Origin of the sequence: Cellulomonas sp. Root137, assembly GCF_001426725.1 — a bacterium.
Lineage (GTDB): Bacteria > Actinomycetota > Actinomycetes > Actinomycetales > Cellulomonadaceae > Cellulomonas.
Window position 1 is genome coordinate 367,289 of the sequence record NZ_LMFG01000001.1, and the last position, 22,331, is coordinate 389,619.

The 22,331-nt window shown below is 72.9% G+C and carries 17 protein-coding genes; 12 read left to right on the forward strand and 5 right to left on the reverse strand.

Going from position 1 to position 22,331, the window contains the following annotated elements; all coding sequences use genetic code 11:
* Positions 1–47 precede the first annotated feature (47 nt).
* Together ASD18_RS01710 and ASD18_RS01715 are read left to right on the forward strand one after the other, a co-directional pair.
* Entirely contained in the window at positions 48–1,073 is a 1,026-nt protein-coding gene (locus ASD18_RS01710; protein WP_056091339.1) for a LacI family DNA-binding transcriptional regulator, read from the forward strand.
* A 246-nt stretch (positions 1,074–1,319) separates the two neighbouring features.
* Positions 1,320–2,705: an endo-1,4-beta-xylanase gene (locus ASD18_RS01715; protein ID WP_056085914.1), complete on the forward strand. Its 1,386-nt coding sequence runs from the start codon at positions 1,320–1,322 to the stop codon at positions 2,703–2,705.
* Between the two features lie 67 nt (positions 2,706–2,772).
* Here the strand turns inward: ASD18_RS01715 and ASD18_RS01720 are convergent, their stop codons facing one another.
* The 4 genes from ASD18_RS01720 to ASD18_RS01735 all read right to left on the reverse strand — a co-directional run bounded on the left by ASD18_RS01720 (position 2,773) and on the right by ASD18_RS01735 (position 6,930).
* Complete coding sequence (locus ASD18_RS01720; protein ID WP_056085915.1) at positions 2,773–3,138, reverse strand: hypothetical protein; 366 nt, start codon at positions 3,136–3,138, stop codon at positions 2,773–2,775.
* Positions 3,139–3,201: 63 nt separating this feature from the next.
* Positions 3,202–4,305, reverse strand: coding sequence for a Gfo/Idh/MocA family protein (locus ASD18_RS01725; RefSeq protein WP_056085916.1), 1,104 nt, complete (start codon positions 4,303–4,305; stop codon positions 3,202–3,204).
* A 40-nt stretch (positions 4,306–4,345) separates the two neighbouring features.
* Positions 4,346–5,992 carry an ABC-F family ATP-binding cassette domain-containing protein gene (locus tag ASD18_RS01730; RefSeq protein ID WP_056085917.1) on the reverse strand — a complete coding sequence of 549 codons (1,647 nt, stop codon included), beginning with the start codon at positions 5,990–5,992 and terminating at the stop codon, positions 4,346–4,348.
* 86 nt (positions 5,993–6,078) lie between these two features.
* Complete coding sequence (locus ASD18_RS01735) at positions 6,079–6,930, reverse strand: SDR family oxidoreductase (RefSeq protein WP_056085918.1); 852 nt, start codon at positions 6,928–6,930, stop codon at positions 6,079–6,081.
* Positions 6,931–7,034: 104 nt separating this feature from the next.
* Between ASD18_RS01735 and ASD18_RS01740 the strand changes: the two genes are divergently transcribed.
* A complete protein-coding gene (locus tag ASD18_RS01740) occupies positions 7,035–7,406 on the forward strand; it encodes a winged helix-turn-helix transcriptional regulator (RefSeq protein ID WP_369817242.1) in 372 nt (123 codons plus the stop codon).
* A 174-nt stretch (positions 7,407–7,580) separates the two neighbouring features.
* Entirely contained in the window at positions 7,581–9,662 is a 2,082-nt protein-coding gene (locus ASD18_RS01745; RefSeq protein ID WP_156387844.1) for a DEAD/DEAH box helicase, read from the forward strand.
* Here the strand turns inward: ASD18_RS01745 and ASD18_RS01750 are convergent.
* Positions 9,659–11,317 (reverse strand): nuclease-related domain-containing DEAD/DEAH box helicase, encoded by a 1,659-nt coding sequence (locus ASD18_RS01750; RefSeq protein ID WP_056085920.1) that lies wholly within the window; start codon positions 11,315–11,317, stop codon positions 9,659–9,661. The genes ASD18_RS01745 and ASD18_RS01750 overlap by 4 nt on opposite strands.
* A 58-nt stretch (positions 11,318–11,375) precedes the next feature.
* On the opposite strand from ASD18_RS01750, the gene ASD18_RS01755 reads away from it, so the two are divergent.
* From ASD18_RS01755 to ASD18_RS21145, 8 genes are all read left to right on the forward strand, one after another.
* On the forward strand, positions 11,376–14,861 hold the full coding sequence (locus tag ASD18_RS01755; protein ID WP_056085921.1) for a bifunctional RecB family nuclease/DEAD/DEAH box helicase: 3,486 nt from the start codon (positions 11,376–11,378) through the stop codon (positions 14,859–14,861).
* Positions 14,862–14,872: 11 nt separating this feature from the next.
* A complete protein-coding gene (locus tag ASD18_RS01760; RefSeq protein ID WP_056085922.1) occupies positions 14,873–15,904 on the forward strand; it encodes a TIGR03885 family FMN-dependent LLM class oxidoreductase in 1,032 nt (343 codons plus the stop codon).
* Complete coding sequence (locus ASD18_RS01765; RefSeq protein WP_056085923.1) at positions 15,901–17,583, forward strand: alpha-amylase family protein; 1,683 nt, start codon at positions 15,901–15,903, stop codon at positions 17,581–17,583. The genes ASD18_RS01760 and ASD18_RS01765 overlap by 4 nt, the downstream gene beginning before the upstream one ends.
* A 113-nt stretch (positions 17,584–17,696) precedes the next feature.
* Positions 17,697–18,641 (forward strand): FKBP-type peptidyl-prolyl cis-trans isomerase, encoded by a 945-nt coding sequence (locus ASD18_RS21725; protein ID WP_056085924.1) that lies wholly within the window; start codon positions 17,697–17,699, stop codon positions 18,639–18,641.
* Positions 18,642–18,737: 96 nt separating this feature from the next.
* Positions 18,738–20,795 (forward strand): elongation factor G, encoded by a 2,058-nt coding sequence (locus ASD18_RS01775; RefSeq protein ID WP_056085925.1) that lies wholly within the window; start codon positions 18,738–18,740, stop codon positions 20,793–20,795.
* Positions 20,792–21,139, forward strand: coding sequence for a nucleotide pyrophosphohydrolase (locus tag ASD18_RS01780; protein ID WP_056085926.1), 348 nt, complete (start codon positions 20,792–20,794; stop codon positions 21,137–21,139). The genes ASD18_RS01775 and ASD18_RS01780 overlap by 4 nt, the downstream gene beginning before the upstream one ends.
* Positions 21,140–21,149: 10 nt before the next feature.
* Positions 21,150–21,767, forward strand: a complete 618-nt coding sequence (locus ASD18_RS01785) for an L-threonylcarbamoyladenylate synthase (protein WP_056085927.1) — start codon at positions 21,150–21,152, stop codon at positions 21,765–21,767.
* A 93-nt stretch (positions 21,768–21,860) separates the two neighbouring features.
* A complete protein-coding gene (locus ASD18_RS21145) occupies positions 21,861–22,319 on the forward strand; it encodes a TIGR00725 family protein (protein WP_056085928.1) in 459 nt (152 codons plus the stop codon).
* Positions 22,320–22,331 lie beyond the last annotated feature (12 nt).

A 22,331-nucleotide genomic window follows, 5' to 3' on the forward strand; every position in this document is an offset into this window, starting at 1 on the left:
TTGCGACCGCCCGTGCCGTGGGACGCGAAGGAGGGGCTGTGGCGACGATGGCGGACGTCGCACGGCACGCCGGTGTGTCCGTGAAGACGGTGTCGAACGTGCTCAGCGGCTACCCCCACGTCCGCGACACGACCAGGGACCGGGTGCTCGTCGCTGTCGACGAGCTCGGCTACGAGATCAACGTGACGGCGAAGATCTTCCGCTCCGGCCGCAGCGGAGTGGTGGGTCTTGCGGTCCCCGAGCTGGGTCAGCCCTACTTCGGCGAGCTGGCCGACGAGATCCTCTCGGCCGCCCGCAGCCACGGCCTGCAGGTGCTCATCGAGCCGACGGGATTCACGCGCGAGGGTGAGCTCGCCGCGCTGCGGGTACCCCGCCGTGGCCTCGTCGACGGTCTGATCTTCAGCCCCGCGGCGCTCGTCCAGAGCGACGCGCACCTCCTCGACGACCTCGGCTACCCGCTCGTCCTCCTCGGCGAGCAGCTGTTCTCACCGAGCGTCGACCACGTCACCATGCGGAACATCGACGGCGCCCGGGCGGCGACCGACCTCCTCCTCGACGCCGGCCGACGCCACATCGCCGTGATCGGCATGCTGCATGCGGAGACCGCCGGATCCGCCTCTCTGCGCTACGCCGGGTACCGGCAGGCGCTCGAGGCACGCGGGATCCAGGTGGACACGCGTCTGCTCGGCTGGTCGGACGAGGCCTGGCACCGGGCCAACGGCGCGCGCGCGATGGCCGCCGTGCTCGACTCCGGCGTGCGGGTCGACGGCGTGGTCGCGTTCAACGACGCGCTGGCCATCGGCGCGATGTACGAGCTGCAGACGCGCGGCCTGGCGATCCCGCAGGACGTCGGCGTGGTCGGCTTCGACGACATCGAGGACTCGCGCTACTCCGTGCCGACGCTCACCACCGTCGACCCCGGCCGACGGGAGATCGCGCACGTCGCCGTCGACATCCTCCGCCGCCGGGTCCGCGAGCGGCTCGACCCGAGCGCGGTGGACAGCGCGCCGGTGCTCTACCTCGCCGGCATGCGCCTCGTGGAGCGAGAGAGCACGCCGCGACGCGACGGCTGACCAGGACGCGGGTCCGATACTTGCGTGCTCCGCTCGGCGTTCACGGCCGAGCGTTCGATGCCATCGCCGCGCCGTCACCGCCCAGGGCATTGTTTACACCGATGGAAGTCACCCATAAGAGTTAAGAAACGTTTCGCTGGAGTTATCGCAACTACCGGAGCGCTCCCATCCCTTGACCGTGCCTGAGGGACCTCAGAAGGTGAGGCGCCGGCGATCAGCCGACGAGCGCACCACCGAGGAGGATCAATGACGACCCCACGACCAGGACGCCTGACCGCGGCCATCGGCGGCCTCGCCGTCGCCGGCCTGTCTGTGGCACTGGCCCTGCCGGCGGCGGCAGCGGGCAGCACCCTGCAGGCAGCGGCCAGCGAGAGCGGGCGGTACTTCGGCACCGCCATCGCGGCCAACCGGCTCAGCGACTCGACGTACACGACCATCGCGAACCGCGAGTTCAACATGATCACCGCCGAGAACGAGATGAAGATGGACGCGACGGAGCCGTCGCAGAACCAGTTCAGCTACGGCAACGGCGACCGGATCGTGAGCTGGGCGCGGCAGAACGGGAAGCAGGTGCGCGGCCACGCGCTCGCCTGGCACTCGCAGCAGCCGGGCTGGATGCAGAACATGTCCGGCACGTCGCTGCGCAACGCGATGCTGAACCACGTCACCCAGGTGGCCACGCACTACAAGGGCCAGATCTACGCCTGGGACGTCGTGAACGAGGCGTTCGCGGACGGTTCCTCCGGTGGGCGTCGCGACTCCAACCTGCAGCGCACCGGCAACGACTGGATCGAGGCCGCCTTCCGGGCCGCCCGCGCTGCGGACCCGGCCGCCAAGCTCTGCTACAACGACTACAACACCGACAACTGGTCGCACGCCAAGACGCAGGGCGTCTACAACATGGTCCGCGACTTCAAGTCCCGCGGTGTGCCGATCGACTGCGTCGGCTTCCAGGCGCACTTCAACTCGGGCAACCCCGTCCCGTCCAACTACGACACGACCCTACGCAACTTCGCCGCGCTGGGCGTCGACGTGCAGATCACCGAGCTCGACATCGAGGGCTCGGGGAGCTCGCAGGCGCAGCAGTACCAGGGCGTGGTCCAGGCGTGCCTCTCGGTGTCCCGCTGCACCGGCATCACCGTGTGGGGCGTCCGGGACTCCGACTCGTGGCGTGCCTCGGGCACGCCTCTGCTCTTCGACGGCTCCGGCAACAAGAAGGCCGCCTACACGAGCGTGCTGAACCAGCTGAACGCGGGCGGGACCACCACCCCGAACCCGACGCCCACCACGCCGGCACCGACGCCGACGACGACGCCCCCGCCCACGGGCGGCGGCAGCTGCACCGCGACGTACTCGGAGGGGCAGAAGTGGAGCGACCGCTTCAACGGCACGGTCACCATCCGCGCGAACACGAACATCAGCGGCTGGCAGTCGACCGTCACGGTCAGGAACCCGCAGCGGATCATCGCGACATGGAACGGCTCGCCGACGTGGGACTCCTCCGGCAACGTCATGACGATGCGGCCGAGCGGCAGTGGCGCGCTCTCCGCGGGTCAGACGACCTCGTTCGGCTTCACGGTCCAGCACGGCGGTAACTGGACGTGGCCGAGCCTGACGTGCACGGCCTCCTGACGATCTGAGGGCAGGCGCGCACGCACCGGCGGGCGCGGCACCGATGGTGTCGCGCCCGCCGGTGCGTCTAGTCCTCCCAGGGCGGCGTCTCGTCGAGCTTCGTGTAGTACTTCGCCAGGTGGCTCTTGATGCGGTCGCGGTCCTTGTCCGGCACGTCGACCCCGCCGCGCGAACCCTGCATGACGGCCGCGGCGGCGAACACTCCCCGCGGTACGGCCTTCAGGCGCCCGTCGATCACGTCGGCGACCAACAGCTTGTACGCGGTGAAGTTCTCCTTGTTCTCGGCGTCGTACCAGACGTGCGCGTCGCGGTACCTCTCGTTCGGCTCGGCCTCGGCCTCGGCCCAGGCGCGGACGCGCTTCTCGGCGGCGTCGCCGTCCCAGGCCCGGTCGCGGTCGGCCAGCGGGAGGTCGCCGAATGCGGTGACAGCCATGTGCGGACTCCTCTCGGTCGGTCGTCTCACGACCGTGGCACCGCCGTCGCCGGCTCGCATCCGCTACGCGTCCGCCCAGGCCTCCCGGCCGGTCCGGACGGTCTCGCCGGTGCGCGCCGCCTCCTCGATGGCCAGACCGAGCAGGTGGTCCTGGCAGCCGTCGGCCAACGGGTAGGGCGCCGGGCCCTCCCCGCGTACCCACGCACCGGTCGCGTCGAGCAGCGCGGCCACGGCGATGTCGTCGTCGGCCAGACGGGCGCCCTGGAACAGGTTCCGGTACAGGACCCGGCCGTCCAGGCTCAGGTGCTCCAGGTCGAATCCGTCGAGGTTCTGCTCCAGGCCGGTGACCCGTCGGACGATCGGCGACGTGATGACCGTGCGCTCGTCGACCCACCGCGTGACCGCGTCGTCGACGATCTCGCCGTGCGATCCGCGGACGACGATCCGGTTGGTCCGCAGCGGGTTGTGCCACTGGTTGTCGGTGAAGTCGTAGAGCGCGCTGCGCCCGCTGCCGAAGTCCAGCGTGGCCAGGATGTTCCACGCGTCGGCCGGCTCCGTGGCACCGGTCCAGCCGTCGCGACCGAGCGGTCCTAGGAGGGGCGCGGTGAACGTCGAGGCGCGCACAGTGACCTCGCCGCGGCCCGCGTCGAGCAGTCGCCGGATGAGCCCGACCGCGTGGTACAGATGCGTGGAGCTGATCTGTACGCTCGTCGGCCGGCCGATGGTCCCGGCGTCGACCACCGCGATCCGGGCCGCGTGAGACGGCATCGACGGGCTGTGCTCGGCCACCTGGACGAGTCCCGACGAGCCGACCTCGGCCCAGAGCTCGCGCAGCCCGTCGGCATCCGGCGCGGGCGGGGTCTCGGCGAGCACCGGGATGCCCAGCGACACCAGCTCGGCGGTCGCCTCCGGGGTCACGGGCCACGGGACCGAGACGACGACGAACTCCGGGCGGTCCGTCCCCGAACCGGGGAGCGCGCTGGTGACCAGCTCCTCGATCGTCCGGACGGTCGGCACGCCCCACGCGCGCTCGACCTCGGCACCCCGCTCGGCGGAGCGCGTGACCACGCCGGTGACCTGGAACCGCTCCGGCATCAGCCGCGCCATGCGGACGAAGAACTCCGCCCGCCACCCGCTGCCGACCACGCCGAACCTGATGGGTGCCATGGAACCGTCCTCGTCGTCGGTGGGTGCGTCGGCGTCGAGACTAGTCGGCGGTCACCTCGGTGACCCGGCCGTCCTCCACGTGCCACCGGCGGGTCAGCCGGACCGTCTCCAGCATCCGCCGGTCGTGCGTGACCAGCAGGATCGTCCCCTCGAAGCTGTCGAGCGCCTGCTCCAGCTGCTCGATCGCGGGCAGGTCGAGGTGGTTGGTCGGCTCGTCCAGCACCAGCAGGTTCACGCCGCGGGCCTGCAGGAGCGCGAGCGCGGCGCGGGTCCGCTCCCCCGGTGACTGCGACGACGCGGGTCGGTGGATGTGGTGGCCGCCCAGACCGAACTTGGCCAGCAGCGTGCGGACGTCGGCGGTCGGCCAGTCCGGCACCTCGCGGGAGAAGGCGTCGACCAACGGCTCGTCGCCCTCGAACGCGCGACGCGCCTGGTCCACCTCGCCGACCAGCACGCCCGAGCCGAGGTCGACCGCGCCGGACGTGGGCTCCAGCCGCCCGAGCAGCAGAGCGAGGAGGGTCGACTTGCCGGCGCCGTTCGGACCGGTGACCGCGACGCGGTCCTTCCAGTCGAGCTGCAGGTCGACCGGGCCCAGGGTGAACGCTCCGCGCGTGAGGACGGCGTGCCGCGCGACGGCGACGACGGCACCGGAGCGGCCGGCCGTCGCGATGCTCATCTGCAGCTGCCACTCCTTGCGCGGCTCGTCGACCACGTCCAGGCGGGCGATCATCTTGTCGGTCTGCCGCGCCTTCGCCGCCTGCTTCTCGGACGTCTCGCCGCGGTGGTGCTTGATGTGCTTGTCGTTGTCGGTCGCCTTGCGACGTGCGTTGCGCACGCCCTTCTCCATCCACGCGCGCTGCATGCGGGCGCGAGCGTTCAGCGCGTCGCGTCGGGCGGCGTACCCCTCGTAGGCCTCGCGGGCCTGGCGGCGGGCGATCGAGCGCTCGTCGAGGTAGGAGTCGTAGCTGCCGCCGTAGGTGGTGACGCGCTGGAGGCTCCGGTCGATCTCGACGACGGCCGTGACCGTGCGGCTGAGGAACTCGCGGTCGTGGCTGACCACCACGATCGCGGCCTCCGACCGGTCGACGAACTCCTCCAGCAGGTCCAGCCCGGCGGCGTCGAGGTCGTTGGTCGGCTCGTCGAGCAGGTACAGGTCGTACCGCGAGAGGAGCAGCGCCGCGAGACCGACCCGGGCGGCCTGCCCGCCGGACAGCGCGGTCATGGGGTGGTCGAGGTCGACGGTCAGCCCGAGGTCGTCGGCCACCGTGCCGAGCCGGGCCTCGAGGTCGGCGCCGCCAAGTGCGAGCCAGCGCTCGAGGGCCTCGGCGTAGACGTCGTCGGCACCGTCCTGGCCCGCGCCGAACGCGTCCGCGGCGTCGTCGAGCGCGCGCTGCGCGTCCGCGACACCCGTCCGCCGCTCGAGGTGGGCACGCACGGACTCCCCGTCGACACGCTCGATCTCCTGCGCCAGGTAGCCCAGCTGCGCGTGCGACGGCGACACCGCGACACTCCCGGAGTCCGGCTGCCGACGGCCGCCGAGGATCTGCAGGAGCGTGGACTTGCCCGCGCCGTTGGGGCCGACGAGGCCGATGACGTCCCCGGGCGCCACGACGAGGTCGACACCGGAGAACAGCTCACGATCGCCGAAGCCGGCCCCGACACCCTTGGCCTGCACTGTTGCGGTCATGCGGTCATTCTCCTTCGGCCGAGCCCCGCCGACGGACGGCGGGACTCGGAGAAGGTACGCGGACGTCCGACCGTGCTGCTCCCTGATTAGGAGTCGAGCGCCGCACGCAGACCGTCGACAAGGGGTGTCGTCGGCCGACCGATGAGCGTCCGCAGGTCCGACGTCGCGTCCGCCAGGTCGCCGCGGCGGATGCCTGCGTCGAGCGTCGCGACGAAGCCCGCGGTGCCCTCGTCGAGACCCACGCCGAGCAGGATCGCGCGGTGCTCGTCGAACGAGACCTGCTGGGCGACGACGGGGACGCCGAGCAGGGTGGACGCCGCCTCGGCGAGCTCGTCGAACGTCCAGGCGACGTCGCCCGAGAGCTCGTACACGCGGCCGTCGTGGTCGCCGCCGAGCAGCACCGCGGCGGCGCCGGCGGCGTAGTCGCTACGGGTGGCGCTGGCGACGCGGCCGTCGCCGGCGCTGGTGAGGATGACGCCCGTGGTCCGGGCCTGCTCGACGGCGCCGACGTAGTTCTCCGTGTACCAGTTGTTGCGCAGGATGGTCCACGCCAGCCCGGACGCCCGGAGGAGCTCCTCGGTCGCCTTGTGGTCCGGCGCGAGGACGAGCTCGGTCGTGTCGGCGTGCGGGGCGCTCGTGTAGACGACGCGGCGGACACCGGCGGCCTTGGCGGCGTCGATGACCCGGCCGTGCTGCGCGACCCGCCGGCCGACGTCGCTGCCGGAGACGAGCAGGACGGTCTCGGCGCCGGCGAACGCGGTCTCCAGCGACGCGGCGTCGTCGTAGTCGACGGCGGCGGTCCGGACGCCCAGGTGCGCGAGCAGCTCGGGGCGGCGGCCGCCCGCGACGATCTGGTCGGCGGCGAGCCCGCCGGCGAGGAGGTGCTGGACGACCAGCGGGCCGAGGTGGCCGGTGACACCGGTGACGACGACGGACATGGGGAGTTCCTCTCGGTGGAGCGACTGGGTGTCGTCCGCCGCAACCGGCCGCGTGCCGGGAACCTTCCAGATCGTGGGTACCCACTTTGGCGTAAGGTACGCACGTGACGGTGAGCAACGAGGTCAGCGCGCTGGAACGACTGATGACCGACGGAGTTCTCGCGGCCGCGTGCCCGTCGCGCGTCGTCCTCGACCACGTGACCAGCAAGTGGGGGGTCCTGCTGCTGGTCGCCCTGTCCGAGCGCACCATGCGGTGGGGCGAGCTGCGACGGATCGTCGAGGGGATCAGCGAGAAGATGCTGGCCCAGACCCTGCGCACCCTCGAGGCCGACGGGATCGTGCACCGCGAGGTGACCGCCAGCATCCCGCCGCGCGTCGACTACTCCCTCACCGAGCGCGGGTCCGAGCTCGTGGCCCGGCTGCTTCCGCTCATGGAGTGGATCATGGACAACGCCGAGGAGATCGTCGCCGGCTGAGCGGCAGCCCGGCGCTCATCGGCGTCGACAGGGGCTTGCCCGAGCGTGCCCTGAGGGGTTCCGTCGGACGAGTGAGGGTCCGCGACTGAACTCTGGCCCCTCGGATGCCGACAACTAGGCGTGGGCTCCGCGATCCGGGCCCGCCTCGCACGTCGACGTCTTGGAGGGCAGGCCGTGTCTACGCCGAACGACGCGTTGCACGCTGCTCTGATCGCTCGCCCGCAACAGACCGCGCGGGAGCTGGCGCAGGCACTCGCGGTCGCCGGGCACCCCGGCCTGACGGATGCCGAGGTGGAACAGGTCCTCCACCGCGACCCGCGCCTCCGGTACGACGGGAGCACGCCGCCGCGGTGGCGCGCCCTGGGCGCCGGCCACCCGAGCACGGTCCTGCAGATCCCGACCCCGCACCACCCCGCGACGCAGGTGCTCGCACCCGCGGCGTCCTTCGGCCACCGGGCTGCGGCCGACGCCTCCCCGCCGGTCACGCCGCGCGGGATCCTGCCTGCGGCCGCGTTCGCGGGCAGGCCGTCGGTGCGGCTCCTGGACGACGCCGCACCCGCAGAGACGATCCCGGACGCCGCCGTCCCACCCCCGGCAGCTCCGATGCCGGTCCGCGTCCCCGTGATCTCGCGCCTGGCGGCCATCGACCCGCCGCCCGCAGCCGTCGAGGCTGTCGCACCCCCGGTCACGACGCCGCCGGCACTGCCCGCCCGTCCGGTCGCGACGCCTCCCGCCCTGCCGGCACGGCCGGTCCCGACCCACTCCTCCAGCACGACGGCGACGCTCCCGGCACCCCCGACGACGCACCCCGTCGCCCGGATCGCCGAGCCTGTCGCCCCGGTCGCCCCGGTCGCGCCGGTCGAGTCCCTCGCACCTGTGACCAGGACCGTCGCGACTCCCTCCGTCGCGCCGGTCGCCCCTGTCCGCGCCGCTCCGCCGGTCGCCGACCGCGGCCCTCTCCCGCCCGGCGGCGAGGTCCGGTACGTCGGACCCCAGCTGCGCCGGTGGCAGAAGGACGTGCTCGACGCGTGGCTGGCCGCGGGCCGTCGTGGGATCGTCGAGGCGGTGAGCGCGCAGGGCCGAGGTGTCGTCGGCGTCCTGGCCACCTGGGACGCCCTGACGCGCGGCGAGAAGGTGCTCGTCCTGGTCCCCACGACGGACCTCCTCGAGCAGTGGCTGACCACCCTGACGGTCCAGCTGCCCGGCCTGTCGCTCGGTCGTCGTGACCTCACGACCGCGCACACGTTCGACGAGTGCGACGTGCTGGTGTCGCTGGTCAGCAGCGCGTTCGGGCGTGACCTCCTGGAGGACCGGGCGGGCCTGCTGGTCGCGGACGAGGTGCACAAGTACGGCTCGGCCCGTCCGGCGGAGACGCTGCGCGAGGGGTTCGGCGCGCGCCTCGGCCTGACGACGTCGGTCGAACGCCAGGACGCCGGGGTCGACGAGGTGCTGCGGCCGTACTTCGGCACGGTGCTCGACGGCTGTGACCTGCGCCGCGGCCGTGCGGAGGGCGTGCTCGGCCGGTTCCGGCTCGCCCTCGTCCCCGTGGACCTCGACGCCGCCGACCAGGCGGAGTACGACTCACTGTCCGCGCAGCTCACCGCGCTGCACGAACGCCTCGCCGCGTACGGCTGTGCGCCGGACACGTTCCACGACGACGCGATCCGGCTGCAGGGCGGCTGGCGGGAGAACGCGCGCGCCGCGGCCGACGCCAGCGCGTGGCTGCGCGCGGTGAGCAGCCGGCGCGACCTGCTGGCGACGTCGGCGGCCAAGATCGATGCCGTGGCGCAGCTCGCGCCCCTGCTCGCCCGGTCGGCCCGCGGCCTGGTCTACACGCACACGAAGGACGACGCCGACACCGCCGCCGCGCGACTGCGGTCGGTCGACGTCACCGCCTCGTGGTTCCACAACGGTCAGGAGCCCGAGGTCCGTCGGAACACCCTGCGCGACCTGCGCAGCGGCGGCGTCACGGTGCTGTCCGTCCCGAAGGTGCTCGACGAGGGCCTCGACCTGCCGGCGATCGACGCGGTGGTGATCCTCGCCGGGAGCCGGACCCGCCGACAGCTGGTGCAGCGCGTGAGCCCGGTCCTGCACCCGGCGCAGGCGGACCGGCTTCCCGTGGTGGTCGTCGTGCATGCCCGGGGGACGGTGGACGCGGACGACGGCTTCCTCGCGGAGCTCACCGAGGTCGCCACGGAGGTCCGCGTGTTCGACGAGGACGCCGCCGCGGTCACCGACTGGTTCGTCGGCGCCTAGTCCGGCTGCCGCACGTCCGCCCGCTCGAGGCGCCTGCGGACTCCCTCGCCGCCGATGCGCTCGATCTCGGCGCGCGGTCCCACCACGACGAGCAGCACCCGGGCCCGTGACAGGCCGGTGTACAGGAGGGTGCGGGCGCGCTGCGCCTCCCGGAACCCGTTCACCGCCAGGATCACGACCGTCCGCTCGAGGCCCTTGAACCCGAGCACGTGGCCGTAGAAGACCTCCTCCCCGGCGAAGAAGCCGTCCCAGTAGCCCGCGTGCCCGGCGCCGCTGACGAGCTCGACCTGGAGCGGGTGCCGCGAGCCCGTGGCGAGGAGCGCGACCTGTCCGGGCAGCCAGCCCTCCTCGAGCAGCGCGTCCACCGTGTCGTCAGCCACGTCGATCGCTCGGTCGTACGGCACGTCGAGGATCCGTACGGGGGCACCGTCCATCCCGCGCGGGCGGGTCACGTCGTCCCGGAGCGAGCCACACAGCTGCGCGATCTGCTTGGTGGAGCGCAGGTTCTCGTCGAGCCGGACCGGTGGCGTGGCGATGGGCGCGACACCGTCCCTGCCGAACACCCTCTGGGCCTCGTCGAGAAACACGAACAGCCCGCCGTTGTCGGGGTCCCGGAGGCACCGGACGAGCGACGGCCACCACTGCTCGCCGAAGTCCTGCGCCTCGTCGACGACGACGGTGTCGAACAGCTCGCTCCGCGGCCGGCTGTCCGCCAGCTCGCCGAGACGCACCGGGAGGATGCGCTCGAAGAAGTCCACGTCGTCGTCCGCACCCTGCTGGGCGCCCCACGCGATGGGCAGGTCGTGGAACAGCCCGACGAATGCGGGGCGCTCCTTCGGCTTCCACGTCTGCGTGATCCGCTGGAGGTACCTGCCGAGCCCGCGCGAGTAGCAGAGCAGCGCCACCCGCTCGCCCCCTGCGGCTCGTCGCCGGGCCTGCTCCAGCGCGAGCCACGTCTTCCCGGTGCCCGCACCGCCCACCACCTGCAGCCGGTTGAACGAGGTGAAGTGCTCGAGCATCCGGGCCTGGTCGCGGGTGAGGTGGTCCAGGTGGTCCTCGAACTGCGCCGCGTGCGCCAGCACCTCGACCTGGGACGGGAAGCTGCCGGCCAGGTAGTCGACCAGGTCCTCCAGGGCGGCCTCGCCGAGCGGGACGTGCCCCGCGCCGTGCCCGTCGATCGCGTGCTTCACGAGTCCCGCGGCGCTGCCGACGTCGTTGCGGTCCATGAGCATCGTGCGCGGCAGGTCGGTGGCCGACCAGTCCTGAGGGACGTAGACGTGAGGGAGCGCGACGACGTGCACCGAGCGCGCCCGGGCGGCGTCGAGGCCGTGTCGCGACAGCAGCTCGTGCAGCACGTGCCGGGCGTCCTGCACCTGGTGGACGGGGTCGATCCGGTGCCGCCGCTCCCCCGAGCCCTGCCACCACGTCCCGCCCTCGCGCGTCACGTGGCCCCCCTTGACCTCGATCACCGCCAGCCCGACGCCCGGCCACGCGACGAGCAGGTCGATCTCGCGCTCGGTCGAGCCGTCCTGGAGGCCGACCCCCGCGACGAGCGCCACGTCGTCCGGCAGCTGGTCCCGGAGCGCCTCCCAGACCGTGCGCTCGGCGCCGACGTCGTCGCGGAACTGCGGGTCCTCGGGGTAGAGGCGGGGCATGGCACGTGTCTAGCGCACCCGCAGCCACCCTGTCCGAGGCGCCCTCTACCCTCGGCCCATGTTCCTCCTCGACGACGGTGGCCTCGTGCTCAGCCCGAGCGACCTGGCCAACGCCGCCGCCTGCGAGCTCGCCGTGCTGCGGAACCTCGACAGCCGGCTCGGCCTGGCGGAGCCCACGCCGATCGCGGCGGACGCCATGCTCGCGCGGGTGTCCGCGCTGGGCACGGCGCACGAGGACCGGGTCCTGCAGGAGTACCGCGCGTCCGGCGAGGTCGTCACGATCGCCCGCCCGCGGTACGACGAGGCCGGCGACCGTGCCGCCCTGGAGCGCGTGCACGCGGCCACGCTGGCCGCCCTGGGGTCCGGCGCCGACGTGATCTACCAGGCGGGGTTCTTCGACGGCCGGTTCACGGGGTGGGCCGACTTCGTGGTGCGCGAGGACGGCGGCTGGGCGGTGCTCGACACCAAGCTGGCCCGGAGCGCGAAGGTCACCGCCCTGCTCCAGCTGGCGGCCTACGCGGACCAGCTGATCGGTGCGGGCATCCCCGTGACCGACGAGGTGCACCTGATCCTGGGCGACCGGACGCGGTCGAGCCACCGGCTGGCCGACCTGCTGCCGCTCTACCGCGAGCGCCGGACGCGGCTCGAGGACGTGCTCGACGAGCACCGCGCCGCGCGGGAGCCGGTGGCCTGGGGCGACCCCCGCTACCGGGCGTGCGGTCGGTGCGACGTGTGTGCCGCGCAGATCGCCGCGCACCGGGACGTCCTCCTGGTCGCGGGGCTGCGGTCGACGCAGCGCGCGCGGCTGGCGGCGGTCGGGATCGGCACCGTCGACGAGCTGGCCGCGAGCACCGGCCCGGTCGTGGGGATCGGGGGCGCGACGCTGGCGAACCTGCGCCGGCAGGCGGCCCTGCAGGTGCGGCAGGAGACGGCGACCGAGCCGCTGGTGTTCGAGGTCATCGACGCGGGGGCGGTGCAGGACCTGCCCGCGCCGGACCCCGGCGACATCTTCTTCGACTTCGAGGGGGACCCGCTGTGGACGGACGACACGGTCCCCGCCGACGCGCCCGCCGACTGGGGTCTGGAGTACCTGTTCGGGGTGGTCGAGGCCGACGGGACGTTCCGGCCGTTCTGGGCGCACGACCGCGCTCAGGAGAGGCAGGCGTTCGTCGAGTTCCTCGCGTACGTCGCGGAGCGCCGCACCGCGCACCCCGGCATGCACGTCTACCACTACGCCCCGTACGAGCGGACGGCCCTGCTCCGGCTGGCCGGACGGTACGGCGTCGGCGAGGACGTGGTGGACCAGCTGCTGCGCGACGGCGTGCTCGTCGACCTGTACGCGACCGTGCGCCGGGGTCTGCGGGTGGGCAGCAGCTCGTACTCGCTGAAGAAGCTCGAACCCCTCTACATGGGCGACGAGACGCGGGAGAGCGAGGTGACGACCGCGGCCGACTCGATCGCCGAGTACGCGGAGGCGTGCGACCTGCGCGACGCGGGGAACGAGACCGCCTGGCAGGCGAAGCTCGCCGAGATCGCCGAGTACAACCGGTACGACTGCGTCTCCACGCTCCGGCTGCGGGACTGGCTGCTGGCGCACGGCCCGGCTCCGACGGGTTCCGCGGCGGGCGAGCTCGAGGAGCCCGCGGACGAGGACCCGCTGGTGGCGGACGTGCTGGCGAGGTCGGAGGTGCTGGACGACCCCGGTGACCACCAGGCGGTCCGGATGCTCGCCGCGGCGGTCGGCTACCACTCACGCGAGGCGAAGCCGTTCTGGTGGGCCCACTTCGACCGGCTGCAGTCCGATCCCGCCGAGTGGCTGGACCCGCGCGGCACCCTCCTGGTCGACGGGACCCCCGAGGTGGTCGAGGACTGGACCATCGGACCCGGCAAGCGCACGTTCGCTCGGACACTGCGGCTGACCGGGCAGCTGGAGCCGGGCAGCGACCTGCGCGCGGGCGGCACCGCGTACGCGCTCTACGACCCGCCGCCGGAGTACGCGCAGACGTCGAGCACCGGCCACCGCGGCTGGACCTCGGGGGTGGACATCCTGGAGGTGACGGTCCGCGCGGCGACCGACTCGGCGTCGGGCACGCGCGACGTCCTGCTGGTCAGCGACCGGTTGCCCACCGGCGCGACCCCGGGGCCGGACCTGCCGATGGCGCTGGCACCCTCCGCCGGCCCGGGCGTGAAGAGCATCGTCGAGGCCATCCGCACGCTGGTCGGCGGCGTGGCCGACGGGCTCCCGGACCTCCCGCCCCTGCCCGCGGTCGACATCCTGCGCCGCGTGCCCCCGCGCACCCGGACCCTGCCGCTCCCGCGTCCCGACGACGTCAGCGGGACCACGGAGGCGATCATCGGCGCGGTCCTCGACCTCGACGGCTCCTATCTGGCCGTGCAGGGGCCGCCCGGCACCGGCAAGACGTACACCGGCGGTCACGTCATCGCCGCGCTCGCCGCGCAGGGGTGGAAGGTGGGCGTCGTCGCGCAGTCGCACGCCGTCGTGGAGAACATGCTGCGCGCGGTGAACGCGGCCGGTCTGCCCGCGGAGCAGATCGGCAAGAAGGCGCAGGACGAGCACCCCGACGACGCCGTCTGGCAGTCGCTGCCGAAGGGCAAGGACGCCACCGCGTTCCATGCCCGGCAGCCCGGTGGCTTCGTCATCGGCGGCACCAAGTGGGACTTCACCAGCCGCGAGCGGATCCCCGACGGCGGCTTCGACCTGCTCGTGATCGACGAGGCGGGCCAGTTCTCCCTGGCCGACACCATCGCGGTGTCGACCGCCGCCCGGAACCTGCTGCTGCTCGGCGACCCGCAGCAGCTGCCGCAGGTGACCCAGGGCCGGCACCCGGAGCCGGTGGACCGGTCGGCGCTCGGGTGGCTGGTGGACGGCCAGGACACGCTGCCGGACGAGCTCGGCTACTTCCTGGCCCGCACCTGGCGGATGCACCCGGCACTCTGCGCGGCCGTCTCGCGCCTCTCCTACGAGGACCGCCTGACCGCGGTCCCGCGCACCGCCGACCGCGAGCTCGAGGGCGTCGCGCCCGGGCTGCGGACGGTCGTCGTCGACCACGAAGGCAACGCGGTCTCGTCGCCCGAGGAGGCCGCGGTGGTGGTGGACCAGGTCCGGGACCTGCTCGGTCGCCGCTGGACCGACGGGACCAGCAGGCCGCTGACCGGGGCGGACATCCTCGTCGTCGCCCCCTACAACGCCCAGGTCTGGACTGTCGCCCGCGCACTGAGAGACGCCGGGATCACGGGCGTCCGGGTGGGCACGGTCGACAAGTTCCAGGGCCAGGAGGCCGCCGTCGTGCTGGTCACCACCTGCGCCTCCTCGGCCGACGACGTGCCGCGCGGGATGGAGTTCCTGCTCAACCGCAACCGGCTGAACGTGGCGGTCTCCCGGGCGCAGTGGTGCGCGATCATCGTCCGCTCCCGCCGGCTGACCGACTACCTGCCCGCACGCCCGGAGCAGCTGGCGGAGCTGGGCGCGTTCATCGGCCTGTGCACGGACGCTCGCCGCGCGGAGGAGCCCCGCAGCCGGTAGAACCGAACCCCATGACCATTGTCGGCTTCCACAACTCGCACGAGCAGGTCCACCCCGCCGCGCTCCTGGCGGCCACGCGGCGCGCCGAGGAGGTGGGGTTCGACGCCGCCATGTGCTCGGACCACTGGGCCCCCTGGTCGGTCCGGCAGGGGCACTCCGGCTTCGCGTGGACGTGGCTCGGCGCGGCGCTGGCCACCACGGAGCTGCCCTTCGGTGTGGTCAACGCGCCGGGCCAGCGGTACCACCCGGCGATCATCGCGCAGGCGGTGGCCACCCTCGGGGCGATGTTCCCCGGGCGGTTCTGGGTGGCGCTGGGCTCCGGCGAGAACGTCAACGAGCACATCACCGGCGGGCGCTGGCCGGCCAAGGCCGAGCGGGACGCGCGCCTGCGCGAGTGCGTCGAGGTGATCCGCGCGCTGCTGGACGGCGAGGAGGTCACGCACGACGGGCTGGTCACGGTGGACCGGGCCAAGCTGTGGACGCTTCCCGACGAGAAGCCGCTGCTCATCGGCCCGGCGGTGACCCCGGCGACGGCCCGCGCGCACGCGGACTGGGCCGACGGGCTGGTCACGGTGAACCAGTCGCCGGAGATCCTGAAGCAGGTGCTGCACGAGTACCGGGACGCCGGTGGCCGAGGGCAGGTCGCCCTGCAGGTGCACGTCTCCTGGGCACCGTCCGCCGAGCTGGCACTGCAGGTCGCCAGGGAGCAGATGGCCGGCCAGGTGTTCGGTCCGCCGGTGGCGTGGGACCTGGACACCCCGGAGGCGTTCGACTCCCTCGGCGTCCACGTCGGCGACGACTCCCTGCACCGCAGCGTGCTCGTCGACCACGACCCGGCGCGCCTCGCCGACCGCGTGAGCGAGCTGGTGGCCATCGGTTTCGACGCCGTCTACCTGCACCAGGCAGCCACGGACCCTCGGCCCGGCGACGACAAGCACGACGACGCCGCACCGACGAGCACCCCGCGCAGCGCCACCCTGGACGCGTTCGTCGACATGGCCGCCGAGCACCTCCTCCCCCAGCTGAAGCAGGTGACCGCATGAGGATCCACGACACGGGCGACCTCTGGTGGAAGAACGCCGTCATCTACTGCCTGGACGTCGAGACGTTCATGGACTGGAACGACGACGGCGTCGGCGACCTGCCCGGCCTGGTCCAGCGCCTCGACCACCTGGCCGACCTGGGCGTCACGTGCCTGTGGCTCATGCCCTTCTACCCGACGGCCGACTACGACGACGGCTACGACATCTCCGACTTCTACGGGGTGGATCCCCGCCTAGGGCACGCCGGTGACCTGGTCGAGGTGATCCGGACCGCCAAGGACCGCGGGATCCGCGTGATCGTCGACCTCGTCGTGAACCACACCTCCGAGAAGCACCCGTGGTTCCAGAGCGCCCGCAGGAGCAAGGACAGCCCGTACCGCGACTTCTACGTGTGGCGCTCCGACAAGCCGCCGTCCACCAAGGACAAGGTCGTCTTCCCCGACAAGGAGACGGGCATCTGGACCAAGGACGACGCCACCGGCGAGTGGTACCGGCACACGTTCTACCACCAGCAGCCGGACCTCAACACCGCGAACCCGCAGGTCAGGGACGCGATCGCCAAGGTCATCGGCTACTGGGCGGAGCTCGGGCTCAGCGGGTTCCGCGTGGACGCCGTCCCGTTCTTCCTGGCCGACGCCGCGAAGACACCGGGCGACAAGGTGGAGGACAAGCACGACTTCCTCAAGGAGCTGCGGTCGTTCCTCACGCGCCGGGTGGGCGACGCGATCCTCATGGGCGAGGTGAACCTCCCGTACGCCGAGCAGAAGCTGTACTTCGGCGGCGACGCGGCCGACAGCGACGAGCTCACGCTCCAGTTCGACTTCATCGGCATGCAGAACCTGTACCTGGCGCTGGCCCGGCAGGACGCCCGGCCCATCGCCAAGGCCCTCGGCGACCGCCCGGAGATCCCGCACGACGCCCAGTGGGCCACCTTCGTCCGCAACCACGACGAGCTCACGCTGGACAAGCTGTCGGAGGACGAGAAGCAGGAGGTGTTCGACGCCTTCGGCCCGGACCCGGACATGCAGCTCTACGACCGGGGTCTGCGCCGACGCCTGCCGACGATGCTCGGCGGCGACCCGCGCCGCATCCGGATGGTCTACTCCCTGCTCTTCTCGCTGCCCGGCACCCCGGTGCTGTTCTACGGCGAGGAGATCGGGATGGGCGAGAACCTAGCCGCCGAGGGTCGGCTGGCCGTCCGCACCCCCATGCAGTGGACGTCCGGCCTGAACGGCGGGTTCTCCCGCGCACCGAAGCGGAAGCTGGCCGGACCGGTGACCGAGGGCGGGTTCTCCCCCGAGCACGTCAACGTCGCCGACCAGCGCCGCGACCCCGACTCGCTCCTGTCCTTCGTGCAGCTGCTCGTCCGCCGCTACCGCGAGTGCCCCGAGCTCGGCTGGACGCCCCGCGCCGAGATCCTCGACCAGCCGTTCCCGGCGGTGCTCGCGCACCGGAGCACCTGGGACGACGGGTCCCTCGTGGCACTGCACAACCTGGGCACCGAGGCGGTCGTCGTCCCGCTGCGGCTCGACGACTGCGACGAGACCGTCCGGCTCGTCGACCTGCTGCAGGACGGGTCGTGCACGATCGACGCCCGCGGGGCCACCGAGGTCGAGCTCGAGGGCTACGGGTACCGCTGGCTGCGCGTGATCCGGGAGGGCGACCGGCGGCTGCTCTGAAGCGATTCGTGCCGCCCAGCCACCGGCCCGCTCAGCGGACTCCCAGCAATCTCGCGTACCGTGCCGAGGTCCGCCGCCTCCCCGGGCGGGACCCGAACCGACGGAGGACCCTCGTGCGCCGCACGACCACCGCCCGCCGCGGCCTCGCCGCCGCAGCTCTCGCCCTCACCCTCGGCCTCTCGCTGGCCGCCTGCGCCGGCGACTCGGCCGACGACCCGACGCCCTCCGCGACGTCGACGTCGACCGCCGACCCCGCCGACGTGGCCGCCCTGGCCAAGGTCGAGGTCGAGGGCGAGCCCGGCAGCAAGCCCACCATCACGCTCCCCACCACGCCGTTCACGGTCTCGGCTCTCGTGGTCCGCGTGGTCGACGAGGGCACGGGCGACGAGATCACCGAGGGCCAGACCCTCTCGATCCAGACGACGGCGGTGTCCGGCACCGACGGCACCGAGCTCGGGGACACGTACTCCAGCACTCCCGAGAAGATCGTGGCGGACGACCAGCTGCTCCCCGACCTGCACGACGCGCTCGTCGGCCAGAAGGTCGGCGTCCGGATCCTGTTCGCCGTCCCGGACGGCGAGGGCACCAACGTCGTCGTCGGTGAGGTCGTCGAGGCCAACGACACCGTGCCTGCCCTGGAGCGCGCCGAGGGCGAGGCCGTGACGCCCCCCGCCGGCCTGCCCACCGTCACGCTCGACGCCGACGGCAAGCCGTCGATCACGCCGCTGACCGACCCGGCGCCCACCACGCTCGTCGCGCAGCCGCTCATCAAGGGCACCGGCGCCGAGGTGACCGAGGACCAGACCCTGACGGTGAACTACACCGGCTGGCTCTGGGACGGCACGCAGTTCGACTCGTCCTGGGACTCGGGCGAGCCCGCGACCTTCGCGCTGACCGGCGTCATCCCCGGCTGGACGCAGGGTCTGGCCGGCCAGACGGTCGGCAGCCAGGTGCTCCTGGTCATCCCGCCGGACCTCGGCTACGGCGACCAGGCGAGCGAGACGATCCCCGCCGGCTCGACGCTGATCTTCGTCGTCGACATCCTCGGGGCCGTCTGACCGACCGAACGGAGGACGAGCCCGGGACGCGCCTCGCGTCCCGGGCTCGTCGCGTCCTAGGGTGGCTCAGGAGCAACCTCGAACCAGGAGTGAGCCATGGACCAGGCAGCGACGCCGAGGATCCGGACGGTGGCGCTGCTGGGCGCCGCCGGGTCCGGCAAGACGACTCTGACGGAGTCGTTGCTGCATCGGGCCGGGGTGCTCACCCGAGCGGGTCGCGTCGAGGACGGCTCGACGGTGACCGACCACGAGCCGGAGGAGATCGCGCGCGGGATCTCCCTGGGCCTCGGCGTCGCGCCCTTTCCGTGGACCGCGACGGACGGCAACGCCTACGACGTGACGCTGCTGGACGCCCCCGGCTCGGCGGACTTCGCGGGCGCGGTCGATGCCGCACTCGCCGCCGCTGACCTCGCCCTGATCGTGGTCAGCGCGGTGGACGGCGTGCAGGCGGGCACGTACGCCGCGTGGCGGCTCGCGGCCGAGGCCGGGGTGCCGCGGATGCTCGTCGTCACCAAGGAGGACAAGGCGCGGGCGGACTTCCGGCACGTCCTGGCGGACCTGCGGTCGGCGTTCGGCGACGGCCTGGTGCCGCTCGAGCTTCCGCTGGGCGAGGAGACGTCGTTCACGGGCGTCGCCGACGTGCTCAGCGAGCAGGGCCTGGCCTACGACCGGGACGGCCACCACCACACCGAGGCCCTGCCGGCCGGGCTGGCCGACGAGGAGCACCGCCTGCACGACGAGGTGACCGAGGAGATCGTCGCGCACGACGACGACCAGCTGGAGCGCTACCTGTCCGGCGAGGTGCCGACCACGGCCGAGCTGGAGAGCACGCTCGCCCAGGAGGTCCGGGCCTGCGAGGCGTTCCCCGTGCTGCTGTCGTCCGGCGTCACCGGCGTGGGCGTCGACCGGCTGGCGGACCTGCTGTGCGAGCTCGGGCCGTCCCCGGCGGACCGCACCGCCCGCGTGCTGGCGGGCAAGACCGAGGTCGAGGTGGCCGCCGACCCCGCCGGACCCACGCTGCTGTACGCGTTCCGGACGATGGCGGACCCCTTCGTCGGCCAGGTGACCATGTTCCGGGTGCTGTCCGGCACGGTCCGCAACGGCGACCGCCTGCTCAACACCACCACGCGGACGGAGGAGCGCATCCCCGGGCTGTTCCGGCTGCGCGGCAAGGAGCACCTCCCCGTCGACGCCGTCCCGGCGGGGCAGATCGGCGCCGTCGCCAAGCTCACCGGCACGCCGTCGGGGAGCCTGCTGGCGGAACGCACCGGGCCGGGCGCGTCGATGACCGCCCGGCCTCCCCGTGCCCGGGACACCGTCTACGCGCTGGCGCTCGAACCCGTCACGCAGTCCGACGACGACCGCCTCTCCGCCGCGCTGTCCCGCCTGACCGCCGAGGACCCGACCCTGAGCATCGACCGCACCGGCGACAGCACGGTGCTGCGCGGTCTCGGTGACACGCACCTCGCGGTCGCGCTGGAGCGGCTCGCGCGTGTGTTCGGGGTGCACGTCAGCACGTCACCCGTGCCGGTCGGGTACCGGGAGACGATCCGTCGGCTCGTCGAGGCGGAGGGCAAGGTCAAGAAGCAGTCCGGCGGGCACGGGCAGTTCGCCGTCGTGCAGCTGCGGGTGTCGCCGCTGCCGCAGGGCTCGGGGTTCGAGTTCGTCGACGCCATCGTCGGCGGCGCGATCCCCCGCACCTACGTCCAGGCGGTGCACAAGGGGGTGGTCGAGGCGATGGCCTCGGGCGGCCCGCACGGGTACCCCGTGGTGGACCTGCGCGTCGAGGTCTACGACGGCAAGTCGCACTCGGTGGACTCCTCGGACATGGCGTTCCGCACTGCCGCGGGCAACGGGGTGCGCGAGGCCCTGCACGCCGCCGGGACCACCGTGCTGGAGCCCATCAGCCACGTGTCGGTGACGGTGCCGATCGCCGCGCAGGGCGACGTCATGAGCGACCTGTCCGCGCGCCGGGGGCACATCAACGCGACGACGTCCCTCGACGACGGGCTGGTGCGCATCGACGCGTCGGTGCCGGAGGCCGAGCTGGGCCGGTACGTGCTGGACCTGCGCTCGCTCACCGGGGGCCGCGCGGAGCTGACCATCGCGCCCGACCGGTTCGAGGTCTGCCCGGACCACCTGGTCCCCGCGTGACCGAGCTCGCCGAGCTGGGCCGCCTCGTGCGGGAGTTCAGCACCGAGCGTGACTGGCAGCAGTTCCACGACCCCAAGTCGGTGATCCTCGCGCTCGTCGGGGAGGTCGGGGAGCTGGCGGAGCTGTTCCAGTGGGTGCCCGCCGACGACGCGGTCGCGCAGTTCTCCGCACCCGACCGGCATGCGCGCGTCGCCGAGGAGATGGCCGACGTCCTCGTCTACCTGGTGTGCCTGGCGGACGTGCTCGGCGTCGACCTCGGGGAGGCGGCGCGCGCCAAGCTGGCCGCCTCGCACGTGCGGTTCGCCGCCGACCAGGTCCGGGGCGTCGCACCCCACAAGCCGTAGCCTCGACACCATGGCCCGGTACTTCGACGTCCACCCCGAGAACCCTCAGCCGCGGTCGATCGCGCAGGTGGTGGACCTGCTGCGCAACGACGCGGTGATCGCCTACCCCACGGACTCCTGCTACGCGCTGGGCTCCCGCATCGACAACCACGACGGCGCCGACCGCATCCGCAAGATCCGGCACCTCGACGACCGGCACCACTTCACGCTGGTCTGCGCCGACTTCGCGCAGCTGGGCCAGCTGGTGCACCTGGACAACAGCGCCTTCCGCGCCATCAAGGCGGCGACCCCCGGCCCGTACACGTTCATCCTGCTGGCCACCCCCGAGGTGCCCCGGCGGCTGGCGCACGCGAAGAAGCGGTCGGTCGGCGTGCGCATCCCGAACCACCCGGTGGCCCAGGCGATCCTGCGCGAGCTCGGCGAACCCCTCCTGTCCAGCACCCTCCTGATGCCCGGCCACGAGTGGCCCATGGTCGAGGGCTGGCAGATCAAGGAGGAGCTGGACCTGGTGCTCGACGCGGTGGTCGACGCCGGCGACTGCGGCACGGAACCGACGACGGTGGTGGACTGGACGGAGGGCACCCCCGAGGTGGTCCGCGTGGGCGCCGGGGACCCGGACCGGTTCTGACCGGCGTCGGGCGCCGAGCTCGGTGGTCGGTGCCCAGCTCGGTGGCTCTACCCACCGATCTCGACGCGAAGCACCGAGCTCGAGGAGCGGCACATGGCCTACGTGGGAGTGGTGGGGCCCTCGGGCGCGGCGGCTGACGAGCTCGTCGACGCCGAAGGGCTCGGACGCGGACTCGCCGAGCGCGGGCACGTCGTCGTGTGCGGCGGGCTCGGCGGGGTGATGGCGGCGGTCTCGCGCGGGGCTGCGGCTGCCGGCGGGACCGTCGTCGGCCTGCTGCCCGGTGCCGACCGGGCCGATGCCAACCCCTTCGTCACCGTCGCGATCCCCACCGGGCTGGGCGAGCTGCGCAACGCGCTGCTGGTGCGCTCGAGCGACGTGGTCGTGAGCGTCGGCGGGTCCTGGGGCACCCTGAGCGAGGTGGCGCTGGCCGTGCGGACGGGCGTGCCGGTGGTGGCCATCAACGGCTGGCGCGTGCCGGCGCCCGCGGAGGGTCCCGCGCAGGTGTCGTCGGTCGACGAGGCGCTGCTCCTGGTGGACCGACTGCTCGGCTGAGGAGTGGTAGGA

What these genes read in the sequence shown, in the direction of transcription:
- ASD18_RS01715 (WP_056085914.1), top strand. Translation starts at nt 1,320, where the DNA reads ATGACGACCCCACGACCAGGACGCCTGACCGCGGCCATCGGCGGCCTC.
- ASD18_RS01720 (WP_056085915.1), bottom strand. Translation starts at nt 3,138, where the DNA reads ATGGCTGTCACCGCATTCGGCGACCTCCCGCTGGCCGACCGCGACCGG.
- ASD18_RS01755 (WP_056085921.1), top strand. Translation starts at nt 11,376, where the DNA reads ATGTTCCTCCTCGACGACGGTGGCCTCGTGCTCAGCCCGAGCGACCTG.
- ASD18_RS01750 (WP_056085920.1), bottom strand. Translation starts at nt 11,317, where the DNA reads ATGCCCCGCCTCTACCCCGAGGACCCGCAGTTCCGCGACGACGTCGGC.
- ASD18_RS01775 (WP_056085925.1), top strand. Translation starts at nt 18,738, where the DNA reads ATGGACCAGGCAGCGACGCCGAGGATCCGGACGGTGGCGCTGCTGGGC.
- ASD18_RS01760 (WP_056085922.1), top strand. Translation starts at nt 14,873, where the DNA reads ATGACCATTGTCGGCTTCCACAACTCGCACGAGCAGGTCCACCCCGCC.
- ASD18_RS01730 (WP_056085917.1), bottom strand. Translation starts at nt 5,992, where the DNA reads ATGACCGCAACAGTGCAGGCCAAGGGTGTCGGGGCCGGCTTCGGCGAT.
- ASD18_RS01765 (WP_056085923.1), top strand. Translation starts at nt 15,901, where the DNA reads ATGAGGATCCACGACACGGGCGACCTCTGGTGGAAGAACGCCGTCATC.
- ASD18_RS01735 (WP_056085918.1), bottom strand. Translation starts at nt 6,930, where the DNA reads ATGTCCGTCGTCGTCACCGGTGTCACCGGCCACCTCGGCCCGCTGGTC.
- ASD18_RS01710 (WP_056091339.1), top strand. Translation starts at nt 48, where the DNA reads ATGGCGGACGTCGCACGGCACGCCGGTGTGTCCGTGAAGACGGTGTCG.
- ASD18_RS01725 (WP_056085916.1), bottom strand. Translation starts at nt 4,305, where the DNA reads ATGGCACCCATCAGGTTCGGCGTGGTCGGCAGCGGGTGGCGGGCGGAG.
- ASD18_RS01785 (WP_056085927.1), top strand. Translation starts at nt 21,150, where the DNA reads ATGGCCCGGTACTTCGACGTCCACCCCGAGAACCCTCAGCCGCGGTCG.
- ASD18_RS21145 (WP_056085928.1), top strand. Translation starts at nt 21,861, where the DNA reads ATGGCCTACGTGGGAGTGGTGGGGCCCTCGGGCGCGGCGGCTGACGAG.